This window comes from Streptomyces sp. NPDC051104 (assembly GCF_040682835.1).
GTDB lineage: Bacteria > Actinomycetota > Actinomycetes > Streptomycetales > Streptomycetaceae > Streptomyces > Streptomyces cynarae.
This window is the reverse complement of record NZ_JBFBBS010000043.1, coordinates 1-19,373: the sequence shown is the minus strand read 5'-3', so window position 1 is coordinate 19,373 and position 19,373 is coordinate 1. Positions and strand designations below refer to the sequence as shown.

The window sequence follows — 19,373 nt, the reverse complement described above, 5'->3', positions numbered from 1 at the left end:
GCAGGTCGTCCTCACGGCGTCGTGAAAGGTTTCAACGTGGTTGCCGGGACGTTAGGCGGGCCAGCCATGTCACGTCAATGGGGTCGCCTCGAAAAAATTTTGATGGACCGTGGTCACGGCGAGATCGGCTCGCCGTAAGCCTTGACACCCCAGGTGGAGCCTCTTAGCTTCCCATTCTGAATCGTTTCACGCACGGTGTCCCCCACCGATGCCCACCGATGCCACAGGAGCCCCCAAGTGACCGAGCTCGCCGCGGTGAAGGCCGCTCTGAAGACCCAGGCCGTCGAGACGCCGTCATGGGCGTACGGGAACTCGGGCACGCGCTTCAAGGTGTTCGCGCAAGCCGGGGTCCCCCGCGATCCGCGCGAGAAGCTGGACGACGCGGCGAAGGTGCACGAGTTCACGGGCGTCGCGCCCACCGTGGCGCTGCACATCCCGTGGGACAAGGTGGACGACTACGCGGCGCTCGCCAAGTACGCGCAGGAGCGCGGCGTGAGGCTCGGCGTGATCAACTCCAACACCTTCCAGGACGACGACTACAAGCTCGGCAGCATCTGCCATCCGGACGCGGCGGTACGGCGCAAGGCCGTCGATCATCTGCTGGAGTGCGTCGACATCATGGACGCCACCGGGTCGACGCACCTGAAGCTGTGGTTCGCGGACGGGACGAACTACCCCGGGCAGGACGACATCCGTGAGCGGCAGGACCGGCTCGCGGAGGGCCTGGCCGAGGTGTACGAGCGGCTGGGCGAGGGGCAGCGGATGCTGCTGGAGTACAAGTTCTTCGAGCCGGCCTTCTACACGACGGACGTACCGGACTGGGGGACGGCGTACGCGCACTGCCTGAAGCTGGGGCCGAAGGCGCAGGTCGTGGTGGACACCGGGCATCACGCACCGGGCACCAACATCGAGTTCATCGTGGCGACGCTGCTGCGGGAGGGCAAGCTCGGGGGGTTCGACTTCAACTCGCGGTTCTACGCGGACGACGACCTGATGGTCGGGGCTGCGGATCCGTTCCAGCTGTTCCGGATCATGTACGAGGTGGTGCGCGGGGGCGGGCTCACCTCCGAGGTCGCCTTCATGCTCGACCAGTGCCACAACATCGAAGCCAAGATCCCGGCGATCATCCGCTCGGTGATGAACGTGCAGGAGGCCACGGCCAAGGGGCTCCTGGTGGACCGGGACGCGCTGGCTGCTGCGCAGCGGGTCGGGGATGTGCTCGGGGCCAATGCCGTGCTGATGGACGCGTACAACACGGACGTTCGTCCGCTGCTGGCGGAGGTGCGGGAGGAGATGGGGCTGGACCCCGACCCCGTGGGTGCGTATGCCCGGTCCGGATGGGCTCAGAAGATCGTTGAGGAGCGGGTGGGCGGTCAGCAGGCCGGTTGGGGGGCGTAGGCGCCGGGTTGCGTCTGCCGGGTGCGCCCGGTTCCGGGCCGCGGGCCGTATGTGGCTTGTCGCTCCCCCAAGTTCTCGGCTTCGCTCGAAAAGGGGGGACCCCCATCGCGCCGGAGCCGCACATAGATACAGCCCCGCGCCCCTGATGGGGCGCTCCACCACTCTCTTTCGGTTAAGGACTGAATCCTCATGGCAACCCACTCCGAAGCCGCCGCTCTCCTCGCCCGTTCCCATCGGCTCGGTTCCGATCCCCGTAACACCAACTACGCCGGCGGCAACGCTTCCGCCAAGGGCACCGACACCGATCCCGTGACCGGGGGCGACGTCGAGCTGATGTGGGTCAAGGGGTCCGGGGGTGATCTCGGGACCCTGACCGAGGCCGGGCTGGCCGTGTTGCGGCTGGACCGGCTGCGGGCCCTCGTCGACGTCTACCCCGGTGTCGAGCGCGAGGACGAGATGGTCGCCGCGTTCGACTACTGTCTGCACGGCAAGGGCGGGGCCGCCCCCTCCATCGACACCGCCATGCACGGTCTCGTGGACGCGGCCCACGTCGACCACCTCCACCCCGACTCCGGGATCGCGCTCGCCTGCGCGGCCGACGGGGAGAAGCTGACCGCGGAGTGCTTCGGCGACACCGTGGTGTGGGTGCCGTGGCGGCGGCCCGGGTTCCAGCTCGGGCTGGACATCGCCGCCATCAAGGAGGCCAACCCGCAGGCCATCGGCTGCGTCCTGGGCGGGCACGGGATCACTGCCTGGGGAGCCACCTCGCAGGAGTGCGAGCGCAACTCGCTGCACATCATCCGCACCGCCGAGGCCTTCCTCGCCGAGCGGGGCAAGCCCGAGCCGTTCGGGCCGGTGATCGAGGGGTACGAGGCCCCGCCCGAGGCCGAGCGCCGGGAGCGGGCCGCGGCCCTCGCGCCGCACGTCCGGGCGATCGCCTCACAGGACAAGCCGCAGGTCGGGCACTTCACCGACTCCGAGGTCGTCCTCGACTTCGTGGCGCGGGCCGAGCACCCTCGGCTCGCCGCGCTCGGCACCTCCTGCCCGGACCACTTCCTGCGCACCAAGGTCCGTCCGCTGGTCCTCGACCTGCCGCCGACGGCGCCGCTGGACGAGGCCGTCGCCCGGCTGAAGGAACTGCACGCCGCCTACCGCGAGGAGTACGCCGCCTACTACAAGAGGCATGCTCTGCCCGACTCCCCCGCCATGCGGGGGGCCGACCCGGCGATCGTGCTCGTGCCCGGCGTCGGCATGTTCTCCTTCGGCAAGGACAAGCAGACCGCCCGCGTGGCCGGCGAGTTCTACGTCAACGCGATCAAGGTGATGCGCGGCGCCGAGGCCGTGTCGACGTACGCACCGATCGAGGAGTCCGAGAAGTTCCGCATCGAGTACTGGGCGCTGGAGGAGGCCAAGCTCCAGCGGATGCCGAAGCCCAAGCCGCTCGCCACGCGGGTGGCGCTGGTGACGGGGGCCGGCAGCGGGATCGGCAAGGCGATCGCGCAGCGGCTGGTGGCCGAGGGCGCCTGCGTCGTCGTCGCCGACCTGAACGCCGAGAACGCCGCCGCCGTGACCGAGGAGCTGGGCGGGCCGGACAAGGCCGTCGCCGTGACGGTCGACGTCACCTCCGAGGAGCAGATCGCGGACGCCTTCAAGGCCGCCGTGCTGGCCTTCGGCGGCGTCGACCTCGTGGTCAACAACGCCGGCATCTCCATCTCCAAGCCGCTGCTGGAGACCTCGGCGAGGGACTGGGACCTCCAGCACGACATCATGGCCCGCGGCTCCTTCCTCGTCTCCCGCGAGGCCGCCCGCGTGATGATCGCCCAGGAGCTGGGCGGCGACATCGTCTACATCGCCTCCAAGAACGCCGTCTTCGCCGGGCCCAACAACATCGCCTACTCCGCGACCAAGGCCGACCAGGCGCACCAGGTGCGGCTGCTGGCCGCCGAGCTGGGGGAGCACGGCATCCGCGTGAACGGGGTCAACCCGGACGGGGTGGTGCGCGGCTCGGGCATCTTCGCGGGCGGCTGGGGCGCGCAGCGCGCGGCCGTGTACGGGGTGCCGGAGGAGAAGCTCGGCGAGTTCTACGCCCAGCGGACCATCCTCAAGCGGGAGGTGCTGCCGGAGCACGCCGCGAACGCCGTGTTCGCGCTGACCGGCGGGTACCTCACCCACACCACGGGACTGCACATCCCGGTCGACGCCGGCGTCGCGGCCGCCTTCCTGCGGTGAGCGCCGTGCAGTCGTACGCCGCGGTCGACCTCGGGGCGTCCAGCGGGCGCGTCATGGTCGGCCGCGTGGGCCCCGGCACCCTGGAGCTGACCGAGGCGCACCGCTTCCCGAACCGGCCCGTACGGGTCCCCGAGGGGCTGCGCTGGGACATCCTGTCGCTGTACGCGGGCGTCCTCGAAGGGTTGCGCGCGGCCGGCCGGGTCGACTCGGTCGGCATCGACAGCTGGGCCGTGGACTACGGCCTGCTGGACGCGGACGGAGCCCTGCTCGGCAACCCGGTGCACTACCGGGACGCGCGCACGGAGGGGATCGCGGAGAAGGTCTGGGCGACCGTCCCCGCGGACGAGCTGTACGCCGCGACCGGCTTGCAGTACGCGCCCTTCAACACGCTGTACCAGCTGACCGCGGCCCGCTCCACCGCCCAACTCGCCCAGGGCGAGCGCCTGTTGCTCATCCCGGACCTGCTGACGTACTGGCTGACGGGCGAGCAGGGCACCGAGCTGACCAACGCCTCCACCACCCAGCTCATCGACCCCCGCACGCGCGACTGGGCGTACGGCGTCGCGGCCCGGCTGGACATCGACCTGAGCCTGTTCGCACCGCTGCGCCGGCCCGGCGACCCGGCCGGTGTGCTGCGGCCCGAGGTGCTGGACGAGACGGGTCTGAAGGGTCCCGTGCCGGTGACCACCGTGGGTTCGCACGACACGGCGTCCGCGGTGGCCGCCGTACCGGCCGCAGGTGAGCGGTTCGCCTACATCTGCACCGGCACGTGGTCGCTGGCCGGCCTTGAGCTCCAGGCGCCCGTGCTGACCGAGGGGAGCCGGGCCGCCAACTTCACCAACGAGCTCGGCCTGGACGGCACGATCCGCTATCTGCGGAACATCATGGGACTGTGGCTGCTCCAGGAGTGCGTACGGGAATGGGGCGACCCGGACCTGCCCGGACTGCTGTCGGCCGCCGCCGAGGTCCCGGCGCTGCGGTCCGTGGTGGACGCGGGCGATGCGGCGTTCCTGGCGCCCCGGCGGATGCCGGCGCGCATCGCCGAGGCGTGCCGGGCCTCGGGGCAGCCGGTGCCGGACTCCCCCGCCGAGGTCACGCGGTGCATCCTCGACTCCCTCGCGCTCGCCCACCGCCGGGCCGTGTCCGAGGCCCAGCGGCTCGCCGACCACCCGGTGGACGTGGTGCACATCGTCGGGGGCGGCACCCGCAACGCCCTGCTGTGCCAGCTCACCGCAGACGCCTGCGGGCTGCCGGTGGTGGCCGGTCCGACGGAGGCGGCGGCCCTCGGGAACGTACTCGTCCAGGCCCGCGCCCACGGGCTCGCCGGCGACCGGGCCGAGATGCGCCGGCTGCTCGCCGCCACCCAGCCGCTCACACGGTACGAACCGCGCGGCGACACGGCCATGTGGCGCGCGGCGGAGTCCCGGCTCGCCACGCCCTGAGCCGGGGTCTCCCGCAGGCCGCGCCCGCCGACTACCCTGCACTCATCCGATGATCGACCCGAGGAGCCGCGATGCGTGTCGCCCTGTTCCTGACCTGCGTCAACGACACGCTCTATCCGGACACCGGCCGCGCGGTGGTGAAACTGCTGACCAGACTGGGCGTCGAGGTCGACTTCCCGATGGCGCAGACGTGCTGCGGGCAGGCCCACTACAACACCGGATACCGGCATGAGGCCGAGCCGCTCGCCGTGAAGTTCTCCGATGTCTTCCGGGACTATGAGGCGATCGTGACGCCGTCGGGGTCCTGTGGGGCGATGGTGCGGGAGCTGTATCCGCGGATGGGCGAGCGGGCACGGGCGGAGGGCCGCGGGGACACCCTCGCGGACACGCTGGCGCCCGTGGTCCCGAAGACATACGAGCTGACGGAATTCCTGGTGGACGTGCTGGGAGTGACCGATGTCGGCGCGTACTACCCGCACAAGGTGACCTACCACCCGACCTGCCACGGTCTGCGGGGCCTGGCCCTCGGCGACCGTCCCGGGCGGCTGCTCCAGGCGGTGAAGGGGCTGGAGTTGGTCGAGCTGCCGGGGGCCGAGGAGTGCTGCGGCTTCGGCGGCACCTTCGCCCTGAAGAACCCCGATGTCTCGGCGGCGATGGGCGTCGACAAGGTGCGCAACGCCGAGTCGACGGGCGCGGCGGTGCTGTGCGCGGCCGACAACTCCTGCCTGATGCACATCGGCGGGACGATGGCGCGCATGAGGGTCGGGATGCGGCCGGTGCACATCGCGGAGATCCTGGCGAGCACGGAAGAGGAGCCGCTGGTATGAGCGGAACGTATCTCGGTATGCCCGCCTTCCCGGCGGCGGCGCACGAGGCGGTGCGCGACCGGACCCTGCGCGGCAATCTGCGCCACGCCACCCACACCATCCGCGCCAAGCGCGCCAAGGCGGTCGCGGAGGTGTCCGACTGGGCGGCACTGCGGGAGGCGGGCCGGCAGATCAAGGACCACACGCTGCGCCATCTCGACCGGTATCTGCTCCAGTTGGAGGAGTCGGTCACCGCGGCGGGCGGCGTGGTGCACTGGGCCGCCGACGCGGACGAGGCCAACCGGATCGTGGCCGAACTGGTCAGGGCGACCGGCGAGTCCGAAGTGGTCAAGGTCAAGTCCATGGCCACCCAGGAGATCGGCCTCAACGAGGCCCTGGAGGCGGAGGGCATCCGCGCCTACGAGACCGATCTCGCCGAGCTGATCGTCCAGTTGGGCAAGGACCGGCCCTCCCACATTCTCGTCCCGGCGATCCACCGCAACCGCGGCGAGATCCGGGACATCTTCCGCTCGGAGATGGCCGAATGGGGCCGCCCTGCGCCCGAGGGGCTGACCGACACGCCCGCCGAACTCGCCGAGGCGGCCCGGCTGCACCTGCGGGAGAAGTTCCTGCGCGCCAAGGTCGGGATCTCCGGCGCGAACTTCCTGGTCGCGGAGACCGGCACGCTGGTCGTGGTGGAGTCCGAGGGCAACGGTCGGATGTGCGTCACCCTCCCCGAGACGCTGATCTCGGTCGTCGGCATCGAGAAGATCGTGCCGACCTGGCGGGACCTGGAGGTGTTCCTGCAGACCCTGCCGCGCTCCTCCACGGCCGAACGCATGAACCCGTACACCAGCACGTGGACCGGCACGACCGACGAGGACGGACCGAAGACCTTCCACCTGGTCCTGCTCGACAACGGGCGCGCCGACACGCTCGCCGACCAGGTGGGCCGCCAGGCGCTGCGCTGCATCCGCTGCTCGGCGTGTCTCAACGTCTGCCCGGTGTACGAGCGGGCGGGTGGACACGCCTACGGCTCGGTGTACCCGGGCCCCATCGGCGCGATCCTCAGTCCCCAGCTGAGGGGCACGCAGAGCGAGATCGACGCCTCGCTGCCGTACGCGTCCTCGCTGTGCGGCGCCTGCTACGAGGTGTGCCCGGTCGCCATCGACATTCCCGAGGTGCTGGTGCACCTGCGGGAACGGGTCGTGCAGGGCGGGCCGGTGACACGGGGCGGCAACAAGGTCGTGCTGAGGCCCGCGAAGGGACATGCCGCCGAACGGGCGGCGATGCGGGCGGCACGCTGGACGTTCGGCCACCCCGGGGCGCTGCGGACGGGTCAGCGGCTGGCGTCGCGGTCGCGCCGCTTCCTTCCCCGGACGCTGCCGGGCCCGGGCCGGGCGTGGAGCGCGAGCCGGGACCTGCCGCAGGTGCCGGCGGAGCCGTTCCGCGACTGGTGGCAGCGGACCCGGGGCGGCAAGGACGGAGGCGACGGAAAGTGAACACCAGAGAGCAGATCCTGGGCCGGGTGCGGCGCGCGCTGGCGGACGTACCGAAGGACGACACGGCGTACGATCAGGCCGTTTCGCGGGACTATCTGCGGCAGCACGGCGAGCGCACCGTCGAGGAGGCGGTCGATCTGCTGGCGGAGAACCTGGCGGACTACCGGGCGATCGTGCACCGCACCGATGCCGCCGCGCTGCCGTCGGTGCTGGCCGGTCTGCTCGCCGCGCACGGCGCGCGCACCGTCCTGGTGCCGCCCGGACTGCCGTCGCACTGGCTGACGGGCGTGGAGCAGGTCCCCGACCGGGCGGAGAGCACCCCGCACGAGCTGGACCGCGTCGACAGCGTGGTCACCGGATGCGCCGTCGCCATCGCCGAGACCGGCACCATCGTGCTGGACGGCGCACCGGACCAGGGCCGCCGCCGTATCACCCTGGTCCCCGACCACCACATCTGTGTGGTGCGCGTCCCCGACCAGGTGGTCTCCTCCGTCCCCCAGGCCCTGGAACGGCTCGACCCGACGCGCCCGCTGACGTGGATCTCCGGGCCGTCCGCGACGAGCGACATCGAACTGGACCGGGTCGAGGGGGTGCACGGTCCGCGCACCCTGGAGGTGGTGCTGGTGAGCGGTGAGTGACCGGCACGGTTAGCGTGAGGGAATGATCCGGTTCGAGCAGGTCACCAAGCGGTATCCGGACGGCACGACCGCCGTGCGCGACCTGTCCTTCGAGGTCGCCGAGGGTGAACTGGTCACGCTCGTCGGGCCGTCCGGCTGCGGCAAGACGACCACGATGATGCTGGTCAACCGGCTGGTGGAACCGACCTCCGGGCGGGTGCTCGTGGGCGGTGACGACATCGCGGGCGTCGATCCGGTGCGATTGCGGCGCCGGATCGGCTACGTAATCCAGCAGGTGGGGCTGTTCCCGCATCGCACCGTGCTCGACAACACGGCGACCGTCCCGCTGCTGCTGGGCTGGAAGAGGGCGAAGGCGCGGGCGCGGGCCGCCGAGCTGCTGGAGCTGGTGGGCCTGGACCCCAGGACGTACGGGCCGCGCTATCCCGACCAGTTGTCGGGCGGTCAACGGCAGCGGGTGGGGGTGGCGCGGGCGCTCGCCGCGGATCCGCCCGTGCTGCTGATGGACGAGCCGTTCGGGGCGGTCGACCCGGTGGTGCGGGAGCAGTTGCAGGACGAGTTCCTGCGGATGCAGGCGGCGGTGCGCAAGACGGTGCTGCTGGTCACGCACGACATCGAGGAAGCGGTGCGGCTGGGCGACCGGATGGCGGTGTACGGGCAGGGGCGCGTCGAGCAGTTCGACACGCCGGGGGCGGTGCTGGGCAGGCCGGCCACGCCGTATGTCGCCGCGTTCGTGGGCGCGGACCGTGGGCTGAAGCGCCTGTCGGTGACGGAGGTCCAGCCGGGCGGCCTCGAACAGCCGCCGGTCGCACGCCTCGACGAGCCCGCCCGGCGCGCCGAGGCCCGGTTGCGCGCCGAGGGCGCACTCCGGGCGGTCGTCCTCGACCCTGAGGGTCATCTGCACGGCTGGGTCGGCACCGAGGAACTCGCCGGCGGCGGCCTCGTCCGCGACCACGCCCACCGGATGGACTGCTGGGTGCCGGTGGGCTCTTCACTCAAGCAGGCGTTCGAGGTGATGCTCCGGCACGACGCCGGGTGGGTGGCGGTCCTGGACGGGGGGTGTTTCCTCGGTGTCCTCACCCCGGCCGGACTGCACGAGACGCTGCGCCGCTCGGCGGACGCGTTCACTCCGTGACGAAGTCGGCCATCATCGCCATGTCCTCGTGTTCCAGGTTGTGGCAGTGCAGCATGTAGCGGCCCGGGTAGTCGGTGAAGTGGGTGACGATCTCCACGGATTCGGCGGGGCGCAGGTCGACCGTGTCCTTCCAGCCCGCGTCGTACGGCCCTGGTGAGCGGCCGTTGCGGGCGGTCACCCGGAAGTGGTCGAGATGGAGATGGACGGGGTGGTGGAAGTCGGTGACGAACCGCCACACCTCGGTGGTGCCGAGCCGGACGGTGGCCAGGGGCCTGCCGGGCTCGTAGGGGCGGCCGTTGATGGTCCAGCCGGTGGATCCGGCGCGCCGCTGGAAGTGGAACGTCCGCACCGCCGTGGCCCGGTCTGGACGCGGCGTGGGTATCGCGGACAGCCGTGCCGGTATGCGTGAGTCGTCGGCCGGTGGCCGGCCGGTGGAGACGTCGAACCGCATCACGGCCGCCGTGCTCCCGCTGCCCAGCTGGTTGACCAGCCGTACGCGGGTGCCGGGCCGGTAGCGGGAGAAGTCGACGATCACGTCGAAGCGTTCGGCCGGGGCGATGTCCAGCGTGTCGTGCGCGAGCGGCGTCCGAAGCAGGCCACCGTCGCCGCCGATCTGCACCAGACCGCCGCCACCCGGGGGCGGAGGGTCGAGCGCCAGGCGGTAGCGGCGGGCGTTGGAGGCGTTGAGCAGGCGCAGCCGGTAGCGCAGCCGCCGGGTCGGAAGCACCGGCCAGGGTGCCCCGTTGACGAGGATGACGTCGCCCAGGACGCCGTCCATGTAGCGCGCACTGACGCCTGGCGTGTGCTGTGCCGCGTCCAGGGCCGGGTACCGGAAGGAGCCGTCGGCCGCGAAGGACCGGTCGGTGATCATCAGGGGGATGTCGCGGTCGCCGCTGGGCAGCGGCAGCGCCTCTTCCTCGTCGTCGTGGACGAGGTGGAACCCGGCGAGGCCGTGCCAGACGTTCGGGCCGGTGAAGCCCATGCGGTGGTCGTGGTACCAGAGGGTGGCGGCCCGTTGCTCCATCGGATACGTGTACGTCCGCAGGACCGCGGCACCGTCCTGGGAACCGGCCGTCCGGTCCAAGCCCGGCATCCCCGCCATCCCCGGCATCGCCGCCATGCCGCCCGCCCCGGACGCCGTGCCGCCGCGCGGCAGGATCAGCGCGGTCGGGTAGCCGTCGCTGCCGTACGGGGTGTGGCCGCCGTGCAGGTGGACGACGGTCGGATGCGGCAGTTCGTTGCGGTGCCGCACCACCGTGCGGCGCCCCGAGCGCGAGACCAGCGTGGGCCCGGGGAAGGTGCCGCCGTAGGTCCAGGCGGTGGTGTCCAGACCGGGCAGGATGCGCAGGCGCGCCGTCCGCTGGGTGATCTCGTACACGTCCGTCGTGCCGTCGGAGCGGACCGGCGCGAGCACGGACGGCACGGGCAGCGGCACCGCGTACGGCGGCGGCAGGGGGGCCTGGCTGCGCAGCAGCAGCCCCGGCTGACCGGGCGTCAGCGAGCCCGAGGCCATGGCCCATCCGCCGACGGTGAGCGCGCCGCCGCCGAGGGCCGCCGCGGTGAGCAGTCGGCGGCGGCCGATGCCCCCGGTCATGCGCGCCGCTCCGCACGGCGGGAACGGTCCGGGCGCCAGGCCCGGACCAGCATCAGCAAGGTGCAGGCGATGATCGCCACGCCCAGCGGGACATGAACGGCGAGCACCCGCGCGTACCCCATGGCGATCTGCCCCGCCTCCGCCCCGAACAGCGCGACGCCCGCCAGGGCCGGCCAGCCGGGCCCGCCACCGGGCCGCCACAGCAGCACCGAGGCCACGATCTGGGCCACGGCGGTGAGCCCGGTGGCGGTCGCGTTGAGGGCGTGCAGGTCGAGGGCTCCGTAGTGACCGGACAGGAAGCTCCCGGCCAGTACCGCCTGCCCGACGGCCAGGACGGCCTCGCAGGTGACCACGGTCCGGAAGAGCACGAGGGTCCAGGGCCGCACCGAGTGGCGGCCACCGTCGGCGGGTGCGGGCGGATCCGCCACCGGGCGCGGGGAAGGAACGATCCGATTGGGCATGAATGAGATAGTGCCAGACGAGACTATCTCTTGGGAACCAATCTCGACCTGCCCTATGCTGAGCGGCCATGAACGCCCCCCGCTCCGCCTCCTCCGCGCCCGGTGCCGGTCCCGCCCGCATCGGCCCCCTGCTCCGTCTCGCCCAGCGACGGGCCGCACGGACGTTCGCCGAGGCGCTGCGTCCGCTCGGCATCGAGGGCCGGCACTACGGGGTGCTGCTCAACCTCGCCAGGCACGGGGCGCTCAGCCAGCGCCGGCTCATCGACCTCACCGGCAGCGACAAGTCCTCGATGGTGCGCACGGTCGACGATCTGGAGGCCCGTGGTCTGGCCGTGCGGCGGCCCTCGCCCGCCGACCGGCGCGCCCACGCGGTGGAGCTGACCGAACAGGGCAGGGCCCTGTTCGCCGAGGCCTCGCGGATCGCCGACGAGGTGGGCGCCCGGCTCCTGGACTGCCTGGAGGAGGACGACCAGGAACTGCTGTGCGCACTATTGGAACGCTTCGGCAGAGCGCCCGAAACGTAGGGCGTGTGCGCGTCACAACCGGGCGGCGGACACCGGAGGGCATGACCCGACAGCCACAGGAGGCGCCCGGTCGGGCGTCGTGTCGTCCTGCTGGGCGCGGCGGGCGTACTGGGTGTCGCTCATCGGCTTCCGGGGCGGACAGGAGGCCCACCCGCGGCGTCACTCAAGGAGCCCCTTGTCCTTGAGGTAGGCGCGGGCCACGTCCTGCGGCAGCCGCCGCCAGCTGTCCACCCGCTGGTTCAGGGACGCCAGGTCTTCTGTCGTCAGGACCGAGTTGAGAGCGCCCAGGGCGTTGGTGACACGGACGCCGCCCGCCCGGGCGCGGTTGACGACCGGGACGACGTAGTCCGCGTTCTGCAGCTGTCTGTCGTCGGCGAGCAGGACGAGCCCGAACGCGTCGAGGGTGGCGTCCGTCGTGGTGGTCAGCACCATCTGGTCCCGCCCGTCCCGGACGGCCCGCTTGGCCTGCGTGGTGCCGACACCCTTGGGGTCGACACCGGTGATGTCGATGCCGTAGGTCTTCCTCAACCCCGGTGCGCAGTACGGCCGGCGCACGCATTCGTCCCCGGCCGCGAGCCGCACCTTCAGGCCGGAGCGGCCGAGGTCGCTCAGGGTCCTCAGGTGGTGGTCGCGCGCGTAGGCGCGGGTCACCGCGAAGGCGTTCCGGTCGACCGCGCGGCCCGGGTCGAGCACCGTCAGTCCGCGGGGCGCGGTCAGTCTCCGCAGCGCGCTCATGGTGGCGGCGAGGTCCGGCGAGCCGACGGGCGCGGCCCCGGCGCCGTGGGTCCTCGCCTGGAGCCAGTCCGCGAAGGTGGCCGCGTACTCCGGGATCACGTCGATCTGCCCGGACTCCAGCGCCGGTTCGTACAGTTCGCGGTTGGCGACCGTGATGAGGGAGGTCGTGTAGCCGGCCCGGTTCAGCAGCAGGGCGTACATGTGGGCGAGGAGGTCGCTCTCGGTGAAGCCGGCCGAGCCGACGGTCAGGTGCCTGCTGTCGCCGGGCGGCGCGGTGACCCGGCTCCGGGTCTCCAGGGAGGGGCCCGTCGTACAGCCGGCGACCAGCAGGACGGACGCGAGCGCCGCGTACCGTCTCATCGCCGGTCCCCCGCCCGGCGCGGCGTCAGCCGCTCGACGGTCTCGAAGATCCCCTCGACCACCAGTGCGAACGCGGCCACCAGGACGGCCCCGGCGACGACCTGCGGCGTACTGGCCAGGTTGAAGCCCGCGGTGATGATGCGGCCGAGTCCGCCGCCGCCGGCCAGCGCGGCGATCGTGGCGGTGGCGACGAGCTGGACGGCGGCGATGCGCACCCCGCCCATCACCATGGGGAGCGACAACGGCAGTTCCACGCGAAGGAGCAGCTGCCGGCCGGTCATGCCCATCCCCCGCGCCGCTCGTACCACGTCGGGGTCGACCCCCCGCATGCCGACGTACGCGTTGGTCAGCAGCGGCGGCACCGCGAACAGCACGAGAGCGACGACGGTGGGGCCGTCGCCCCAAGCGCCGATCGGGGTGAGCAGCAGGAGCACCAGCACGGCGAAGGTGGGGACGGCGCGGCCGACGTTGGAGAGGTTGACGGCGAGTGCGCCGCCCTTGCCGAGGTGACCCAGGACGAGGGCGACGGGCAGTGCGATCAGGCAGCTGATGAGGAGACAGACGGCGGTCAGGACGAGGTGCTGCTGCAGCCGGTGCCCGATGCCGTCGTCGCCCGCCCAGTGCGCCGGGTCGGTGAGCCAGTTCCAGGTGTCGCCGAGGGTCCTCATCGGCTTCTCGCCCTCGCCCAGGGGGTGGCGAGCCGTTGCACAGCGAGCAGCAGCACGTCGGCGGCCACCGCGATCAGCACGCACAGCACGGACGCGGTCAGCACCTGTGCCTTGAAGTAGGTGTTCATGCCCGCGTAGATGAGGTTGCCGAGACCGCCGAAGCCGACGATCGCCCCGACCGTGACCAGGGACACCGCGGAGACGGTGGCGATGCGCAGGCCGGCCATGGCAGCGGGCAGGGCGAGCGGGAGTTCCACGGTGAGCAGCAGCCGGATCGGTCCGTAGCCCATGCCGAGGGCGGCCTGCCGGGTCTCCTCGGGGACGGCGCGCAGCCCGGCGAGGATGTTCCGGACGAGCAGGGTGAGCGAGTACAGGACGAGCCCGGTGACGACCAGGGTCGCCGACAGCCCGTACAGGGGCAGGAGCAGCGAGAACATGGCCAGCGACGGAATCGTGTAGAGGACCGTGGTGACGCCGAGGACGGGTGCGGCGGCCCGGCGCATGCGGCGCGCCAGGACCGCGAGCGGGACCGCGACGAGCAGGCCGATGACGACGGAGGCCGTGACCAGCTGCAGGTGCTGGAGCACCGCGTCGAGGAGGATGTGGCGGCGGGTGCGCAGGTAGGCGCCGCAGATCCACTCGTTGCGGGCGAGGCAGTCGTCCGGGGCCGTGGTCACACGTCCATGGGACCGGGCGGGCGAGGGGCCGCGCTCGTTGTGGTGGCCCGTCGGGGTGTCGCCGTCCGCACCGCGGTGGCGACGGCGGCGTTGTCCGTGCGGGGCGGGCGGAACCGTGGCCCGCGTGAGGTGCGTACGACCCGAGGGGCGGCCCCATGGCGGGGCCGCCCCTCGTGCGCGTGCGGGACGGCTCAGCGGCTCACGCTGATGGTGTGCAGCTGGGGGTCGTCGGCGTCGGGGAGGTTCATGCCCGACTCCAGGCCCGTCCGCAGGTAGCGCAGCACCGGCTCGGTGAGGCGTTCGCCCGGCAGGACGGCCGGGATGCCCGGCGGATAGGGCGTGATCATCTCGGCGGAGATCCGGCCTGCCGCCTGCTCCAGGGGCACGGACTCCTTGGGCCCGAAGTAGGCGTCACGCGGCAGGCGCACCTGTTCGAGGCGCATCTCGGCTCCCGTCGGCACCTCGGGGTGCGGCAGACCGGCCGCCAGCTCATCGGCGTGCCCGGCAAGGTCGCGCAGGGCCTGGAGCAGGGGCCGGGTGGTGTCGGGCGAGTCGGCGAAGGTGAGCTGCGCGCTGATCCGGCGGTGGTCGGAGAGGTGCATGTCGATGTGGTGTTCGGCGCGCAGCCAGTCGGCGGCGCGGTAGCCGCTCGTGCCGAGGCCGCTGACGTCGATCGTGACGGGCAGCGGGTCGTAGTCCGCGGACAGGCCCGGGCCCACCAGGTCGTCGCGCCCGAGGACCTCCAGGCCCGGGATCTCCTCGACGGCGGCCCGGACCTGCTCGGCCAGGTGCAGGGCGTCGTCCAGCAGGTCCTTGCCGCGCAGGGCCATCTGGCGGCGCCAGGCGTCGAGTCCGGCGAAGATGAGGACGGAGGGGCTGGTGGTGCCCAACAGGTCCGCACGTGACTTCAGGGTCGTGGGATCGATCAAAGACCCCTGCAGATGGAAGACAGAGCCCTGTTCGAAGCCGCTGCCCATCTTGTGGATGCTGGTCACGCAGACGTCCGCGCCGGCGTCCATCGCCCAGGACGGCAGATCCGGGTGGAAGGGCAGGTGCGCGCCCCACGCCTCATCGACGATGAGCGGCACTCCGCGCGCGTGGCAGACCTCGGCGATCGCGGCCAGGTCCGCGCAGCCGCCGTACGGGGTCGGGCTGGTGACCAGGGCGCCGCGCGCCTCGGGATGGCGGTCGAGGGCCTCGGCGAAGGCCTCCGGTGAGGGTGCGTGCGCGAAGCGCTGCCGCTCGTCCCACCGGGGGTCGACCCAGACGGGCTCGATGCCGGCCAGGATCAGTCCGGAGACCACCGACTTGTGGGCGTCGCGGCCCACGACGAGCTGCTCGTGCGGGCCCGCCACCGCGAGCATCGCGGCCTTCACGGACAGCGAGCTGCCGCAGGTGGTGAAGAAGGTGTGCTCGGCGTGGACGGCGTCCGCCATCAGCTCCTCGGCCCGCACCAGGACGTCACCGGTCATGCGGCGATCGTCGAGACCGCCCGAGGCGAGCACATCGGAGCGGAAGACGTCGCTCAGCAGCTCTCTGGCTTCCGGGTCGGCGCCGCGGGCCTGTTTGTGCCCGGGCGGGGTGAAAGCGAGCTCCCCGCGCTCGTGGTAGCGGCGCAGGGCTTCGAGAATCGGCACTCGGGTCTGGTCCACGGGTGTTCCCTCCTTCGTCGAGCGGTCGGTCACGGCTCTCGGTCGGAGGGGCGTCCCCCGGCGGTCTTCCGGTTGGCCTGGAGGCTCGGGGTGATCGGGTCACCCGCGCCGCCCCCGGTGCCCCCGCCGGTGTCGGTGTCGTCCTCGTGGCCCTGCTCCTTCACCTCCTCCAGAACCTCCTCGGTGGCGGTACGGGTCGGCTTCTTGCGCCACGGCAGGCGCGACAGGATCGTGTTCATGGCGGGCCGGGTACCCGCGGATCTCTGGATCAGGCGCACCGGAGCCGCCGCTCACACGTTCAGCGCCCGCGCCGCCGCCTTCAGGTCAGGCGCGCCCGTCCAGCGCCCGCGCCGCCACCTTCAGGTCGGACACGAGCCCGGCGTACGCCGCCTCCCGGTCGTCGGCGCGCAGGATCGCCGAGGGATGCACCGTCGCGACGACGTACCGCTCGTCCTCGGAGCCGGGCAGCGGGAGCAGGCTCCCGCGGTCCTTGCTCACCCGGAAGGAGCCGCCCAGCAGGGACTTGGCGGCGGTCGCGCCCAGGGCCACCACGACGTCGGGCCGGATCAGGTCCAGTTCGGCGCGCAACCAGGGCTTGCAGGCGCTCATCTCGCGGAGGCTGGGCGCCTTGTGGATGCGCCGCTTGCCGCGTTCGGGGACGACGGTGAACTTGAAGTGCTTGACCGCGTTGGTGACGTACGCGGCGCCGCGGTCGATGCCGGCCTCGGTCAGCGCCTTGTCCAGCAGGCGTCCGGCCGGGCCCACGAAGGGTTCGCCCTGCCGGTCCTCCTGGTCGCCCGGCTGCTCGCCGACCAGCACGACCCGCGCCGAGGTGTCCCCCCGGCCGAACACGGTCTGGGTGGCGTTCTCGTACAGGGGGCAGCCGTGGCAGTCGGCGGCGGCCCGCCGGTATGCGGCGAGGTCGCCGCCGTCCGGCAGGAACGGGGTCGCGTCGTACGCACTCGCCCGGGCGTCCTCGGAACGGCTCATGACTTTCTTCACCTCCCCGGCCCACGGTCCTGACCCGGTCCCCGCAGTACCCCTTCTCCCGGCTCGCACACCCCTGGCGCGGTGGGGACGATGGAGGAAGCCCGACATCGGCGAAGACCACAGCACCCCGGAGGGGACGATGACCTCGAGAGCCCGTCGGGGAGAGCACAAGCCGGACACCACCTCCCAAGCGGAACGGATCTTCCAGCTGGAGGAGGAGATCTGCCAGCTGAAGGAGGCCGTCACCTCGCACGCGACGGTGGACCAGGCCATCGGCATGCTCGTCGCCCTCGGCCATGTGACGCCCGGCCAGGGGTGGGAGGTGCTCCGGGAGGTCTCGCAGCACGCGAACATCAAACTGCGCAATGTCGCGGAGATGATACTGATCTGGGGCCGCGCCGGGGATCTGCCGGACGACCTGCGCGTCCTTCTGGAGGACACGCTCGACCGCTACGGCCCCACGCAGTTGCCGGAGGGCCCGCCGCAGCACTGACGCCGCGTGTGCCGGCGTCGTGTTTCAAACACCCTCTCGCGGATAGTCCGGAAGGTGTCGGCGCACTGGCCAACCGTTCCCGGGAGGGTTCGGCAGTGAGCCCACCGCAAACGGCCGTCCGGTCGACAAGCGGCTCGGGCGGCCGGATGCGATGCGAACCGATGCCGCGGCGGACGGCAGGGCGGATCGGCCGGGTCCGGGCATCAGGCGCTGTCGGAAAGGGCTTCCTCGCGCACACGCGCACAGCATCCGCTCAGCAGGCGCGAGACGTGCATCTGGGAGATGCCGAGCTGGCTCGCGATGCGGCTCTGGGTCATCCCCCGGAAGTAGCGCAGATAGAGGATGGTGCGCTCGCGCTCGGGCAGGGAGCGCAGACACGGCTTGACGGCCTCCCGGTCGACGATCAGGTCGTAGCCGGCGTCGGAGTCGCCGAGGGCGTCGCCGAGCGCGTAGCCGTCGTCGCTGCCGGCGACCTCCGCGTCCAGGGAGAGCGCGGTGAAGCTGTCCATGGCTTCCAGTCCCACCCGCACGTCGTCCTCGCTGAGGTGCGCGTGCTCGGCGATCTCGGCGACGGTCGGGCCGTGCCCCGGGGTCTCCTGTCCGATCTCCTTGACGGCCGCCCGCACCCGGTTGCGCAGGTCCTGAACACGCCGCGGTACGTGCAGGACCCACATGTGGTCCCGGAAGTGTCGCTTGATCTCACCGGTGATGGTGGGAATGGCATAACTCTCGAACGCGTAGCCGCGCGCCGGCTCATAGCGGTCGACCGCCTTGACCAGCCCGAGGGCGGCCACCTGGCACAGATCCTCGACGGACTCGCCCCTGCCTCTGTAGCGCCGGGCGATGCGCTCGGCCATCGGCAGCCACGACCGGACGATCTCATCGCGCAGCGCCTGCCGCTCGGGGCCGTCTGGCAGCCCCCGCAGCTGTGCGAAGGCGTCGGTGGTGTCAGGGGCGTCGTCGTGCGGGTGTTGCTTGGCCTTGACCGTGATGCGCATGTGCTTTTCAACTCCCTCGAGGGGCTGATTGGACAGTCACCATGGGAGGGCGCACTCACGGAGCAGCACGGGGAACACACCCGGGGCTGGTGAGCCAGCTCCCACGGACGTGCCTCCTGTCCGAAGCACTAATCAGCCCATTCCCGACTTTCTGGACGACAAACAATTTCTCGGACAGAGTGACGGTCGGCGCTCACCCGACTGCGGGAAGCAGCCATACGGTGGCCAGGGGCGGAAGGGTCAGACGGACGCCGTGTCCGGGACCCTGTTCGGGGGCGAGGGGATCCGGGTTACGGACGTCGCTGCCACCGTACGCCGCCGCGTCCGTGTTCAGCACCTCCTGCCAGGCGGGGACGTCGCCCGGGACGCCCAGGCGGTAGTCGTGGCGGACGACCGGCGAGAAGTTCGACACGGCCAGCAGGGGTCTGCCGTCCGCGTCGTGGCGCAGGAACGCGAACACGTTGTCGTCGGCGGCGTCCGAGACGACCCAGCGGAACCCGGACGGGTCGGTGTCGCGCTGCCACAGCGCCGGCGTGCCGCGGTACACGGTGTTGAGGTCGCGGACCAGGTCCCGCACGCCCCGGTGGTCGGGTGCCGCCCCGTACTCCGGATCCAGCAGCCACCAGTCGAGGCCTTGGGCCTGTGACCACTCGCCGCCCTGCGCGAACTCCTGTCCCATGAAGAGGAGTTGCTTGCCCGGGTGCGCCCACATGAAGCCCAGGTAGGCGCGGTGGTTGGCGCGCCGCTGCCACCAGTCCCCCGGCATCTTGGAAACCAGGGCCTGCTTTCCGTGCACCACCTCGTCGTGCGAGATCGGCAGGACGTAGTTCTCGCTGTAGGCGTACACCATCGAGAACGTCATCTCGTTGTGGTGGTACCTGCGGTGGATCGGGTCCTTGGACACATAGACGAGGGAGTCGTGCATCCAGCCCATGTTCCACTTCAGGCCGAAGCCGAGGCCGCCCTGATCGGTGGGTCTGGTGACGCCGTCCCAGGCGGTGGACTCCTCCGCGATCGTCACCACGCCCGGGCAGCGGCGGTAGACGGTGGCGTTCATCTCCTGCAGGAACGCGA

At 71.7% G+C, this 19,373-nt stretch carries 19 protein-coding genes; 9 read left to right on the top strand and 10 right to left on the bottom strand.

Going from position 1 to position 19,373, the window contains the following annotated elements; all coding sequences use genetic code 11:
• The first annotated feature begins 237 nt into the window (after positions 1-237).
• From rhaI to AB0N14_RS33730, 7 genes are all read left to right on the top strand, one after another.
• Positions 238-1,398: an L-rhamnose isomerase gene (gene rhaI, locus AB0N14_RS33760; RefSeq protein ID WP_366029515.1), complete on the top strand. Its 1,161-nt coding sequence runs from the start codon at positions 238-240 to the stop codon at positions 1,396-1,398.
• A gap of 189 nt (positions 1,399-1,587) precedes the next feature.
• Positions 1,588-3,627: a bifunctional aldolase/short-chain dehydrogenase gene (locus AB0N14_RS33755; RefSeq protein WP_366029514.1), complete on the top strand. Its 2,040-nt coding sequence runs from the start codon at positions 1,588-1,590 to the stop codon at positions 3,625-3,627.
• 5 nt (positions 3,628-3,632) lie between these two features.
• Positions 3,633-5,069 carry a rhamnulokinase family protein gene (locus AB0N14_RS33750; RefSeq protein ID WP_366029549.1) on the top strand — a complete coding sequence of 479 codons (1,437 nt, stop codon included), beginning with the start codon at positions 3,633-3,635 and terminating at the stop codon, positions 5,067-5,069.
• 71 nt (positions 5,070-5,140) lie between these two features.
• Entirely contained in the window at positions 5,141-5,896 is a 756-nt protein-coding gene (locus AB0N14_RS33745; protein ID WP_366029513.1) for a (Fe-S)-binding protein, read from the top strand.
• Positions 5,893-7,377 carry a LutB/LldF family L-lactate oxidation iron-sulfur protein gene (locus tag AB0N14_RS33740; RefSeq protein WP_366029512.1) on the top strand — a complete coding sequence of 495 codons (1,485 nt, stop codon included), beginning with the start codon at positions 5,893-5,895 and terminating at the stop codon, positions 7,375-7,377. Before AB0N14_RS33745 ends, AB0N14_RS33740 begins: the two co-directional genes overlap by 4 nt.
• Positions 7,374-8,015, top strand: a complete 642-nt coding sequence (locus AB0N14_RS33735) for a lactate utilization protein C (protein ID WP_366029511.1) — start codon at positions 7,374-7,376, stop codon at positions 8,013-8,015. Before AB0N14_RS33740 ends, AB0N14_RS33735 begins: the two co-directional genes overlap by 4 nt.
• A 22-nt stretch (positions 8,016-8,037) precedes the next feature.
• Complete coding sequence (locus AB0N14_RS33730; RefSeq protein WP_366029510.1) at positions 8,038-9,147, top strand: ATP-binding cassette domain-containing protein; 1,110 nt, start codon at positions 8,038-8,040, stop codon at positions 9,145-9,147.
• Here the strand turns inward: AB0N14_RS33730 and AB0N14_RS33725 are convergent.
• Together AB0N14_RS33725 and AB0N14_RS33720 are read right to left on the bottom strand one after the other, a co-directional pair.
• The gene (locus AB0N14_RS33725; protein ID WP_366029509.1) at positions 9,137-10,741 is read right to left on the bottom strand and encodes a multicopper oxidase domain-containing protein; all 1,605 of its coding nucleotides are present in this window, start codon (positions 10,739-10,741) and stop codon (positions 9,137-9,139) included. The genes AB0N14_RS33730 and AB0N14_RS33725 overlap by 11 nt on opposite strands.
• A complete protein-coding gene (locus AB0N14_RS33720; protein ID WP_366029508.1) occupies positions 10,738-11,202 on the bottom strand; it encodes a hypothetical protein in 465 nt (154 codons plus the stop codon). The genes AB0N14_RS33725 and AB0N14_RS33720 overlap by 4 nt, the downstream gene beginning before the upstream one ends.
• A gap of 68 nt (positions 11,203-11,270) precedes the next feature.
• Here AB0N14_RS33720 and AB0N14_RS33715 point away from each other — a divergent pair, with 68 nt between their 5' ends.
• On the top strand, positions 11,271-11,726 hold the full coding sequence (locus tag AB0N14_RS33715) for a MarR family transcriptional regulator (RefSeq protein ID WP_366029507.1): 456 nt from the start codon (positions 11,271-11,273) through the stop codon (positions 11,724-11,726).
• A gap of 159 nt (positions 11,727-11,885) precedes the next feature.
• On the opposite strand, the gene AB0N14_RS33710 is transcribed toward AB0N14_RS33715, so the two are convergent.
• The 6 genes from AB0N14_RS33710 to AB0N14_RS33685 form a co-directional block, all read right to left on the bottom strand.
• Positions 11,886-12,821, bottom strand: coding sequence for an ABC transporter substrate-binding protein (locus AB0N14_RS33710; RefSeq protein WP_366029506.1), 936 nt, complete (start codon positions 12,819-12,821; stop codon positions 11,886-11,888).
• The gene (locus tag AB0N14_RS33705) at positions 12,818-13,489 is read right to left on the bottom strand and encodes an ABC transporter permease (protein WP_366029505.1); all 672 of its coding nucleotides are present in this window, start codon (positions 13,487-13,489) and stop codon (positions 12,818-12,820) included. Before AB0N14_RS33705 ends, AB0N14_RS33710 begins: the two co-directional genes overlap by 4 nt.
• Positions 13,486-14,166 (bottom strand): ABC transporter permease, encoded by a 681-nt coding sequence (locus tag AB0N14_RS33700; protein WP_366029504.1) that lies wholly within the window; start codon positions 14,164-14,166, stop codon positions 13,486-13,488. Before AB0N14_RS33700 ends, AB0N14_RS33705 begins: the two co-directional genes overlap by 4 nt.
• A gap of 191 nt (positions 14,167-14,357) precedes the next feature.
• A complete protein-coding gene (locus tag AB0N14_RS33695) occupies positions 14,358-15,818 on the bottom strand; it encodes an aminotransferase class I/II-fold pyridoxal phosphate-dependent enzyme (RefSeq protein WP_366029503.1) in 1,461 nt (486 codons plus the stop codon).
• A 29-nt stretch (positions 15,819-15,847) separates the two neighbouring features.
• Positions 15,848-16,057, bottom strand: a complete 210-nt coding sequence (locus AB0N14_RS33690; RefSeq protein ID WP_366029502.1) for a hypothetical protein — start codon at positions 16,055-16,057, stop codon at positions 15,848-15,850.
• An 85-nt stretch (positions 16,058-16,142) separates the two neighbouring features.
• A complete protein-coding gene (locus AB0N14_RS33685; protein ID WP_366029501.1) occupies positions 16,143-16,808 on the bottom strand; it encodes a UdgX family uracil-DNA binding protein in 666 nt (221 codons plus the stop codon).
• A 139-nt stretch (positions 16,809-16,947) separates the two neighbouring features.
• Here AB0N14_RS33685 and AB0N14_RS33680 point away from each other — a divergent pair, with 139 nt between their 5' ends.
• Complete coding sequence (locus AB0N14_RS33680; RefSeq protein ID WP_366029500.1) at positions 16,948-17,301, top strand: ANTAR domain-containing protein; 354 nt, start codon at positions 16,948-16,950, stop codon at positions 17,299-17,301.
• A 203-nt stretch (positions 17,302-17,504) separates the two neighbouring features.
• Here AB0N14_RS33680 and AB0N14_RS33675 read toward each other — a convergent pair whose 3' ends face one another.
• Together AB0N14_RS33675 and AB0N14_RS33670 are read right to left on the bottom strand one after the other, a co-directional pair.
• Positions 17,505-18,299, bottom strand: coding sequence for a SigB/SigF/SigG family RNA polymerase sigma factor (locus tag AB0N14_RS33675; protein ID WP_263228348.1), 795 nt, complete (start codon positions 18,297-18,299; stop codon positions 17,505-17,507).
• A 193-nt stretch (positions 18,300-18,492) separates the two neighbouring features.
• A partial coding sequence (locus AB0N14_RS33670; protein WP_366029499.1) for an alpha amylase C-terminal domain-containing protein occupies positions 18,493-19,373 on the bottom strand: 881 nt, incomplete at its 5' end.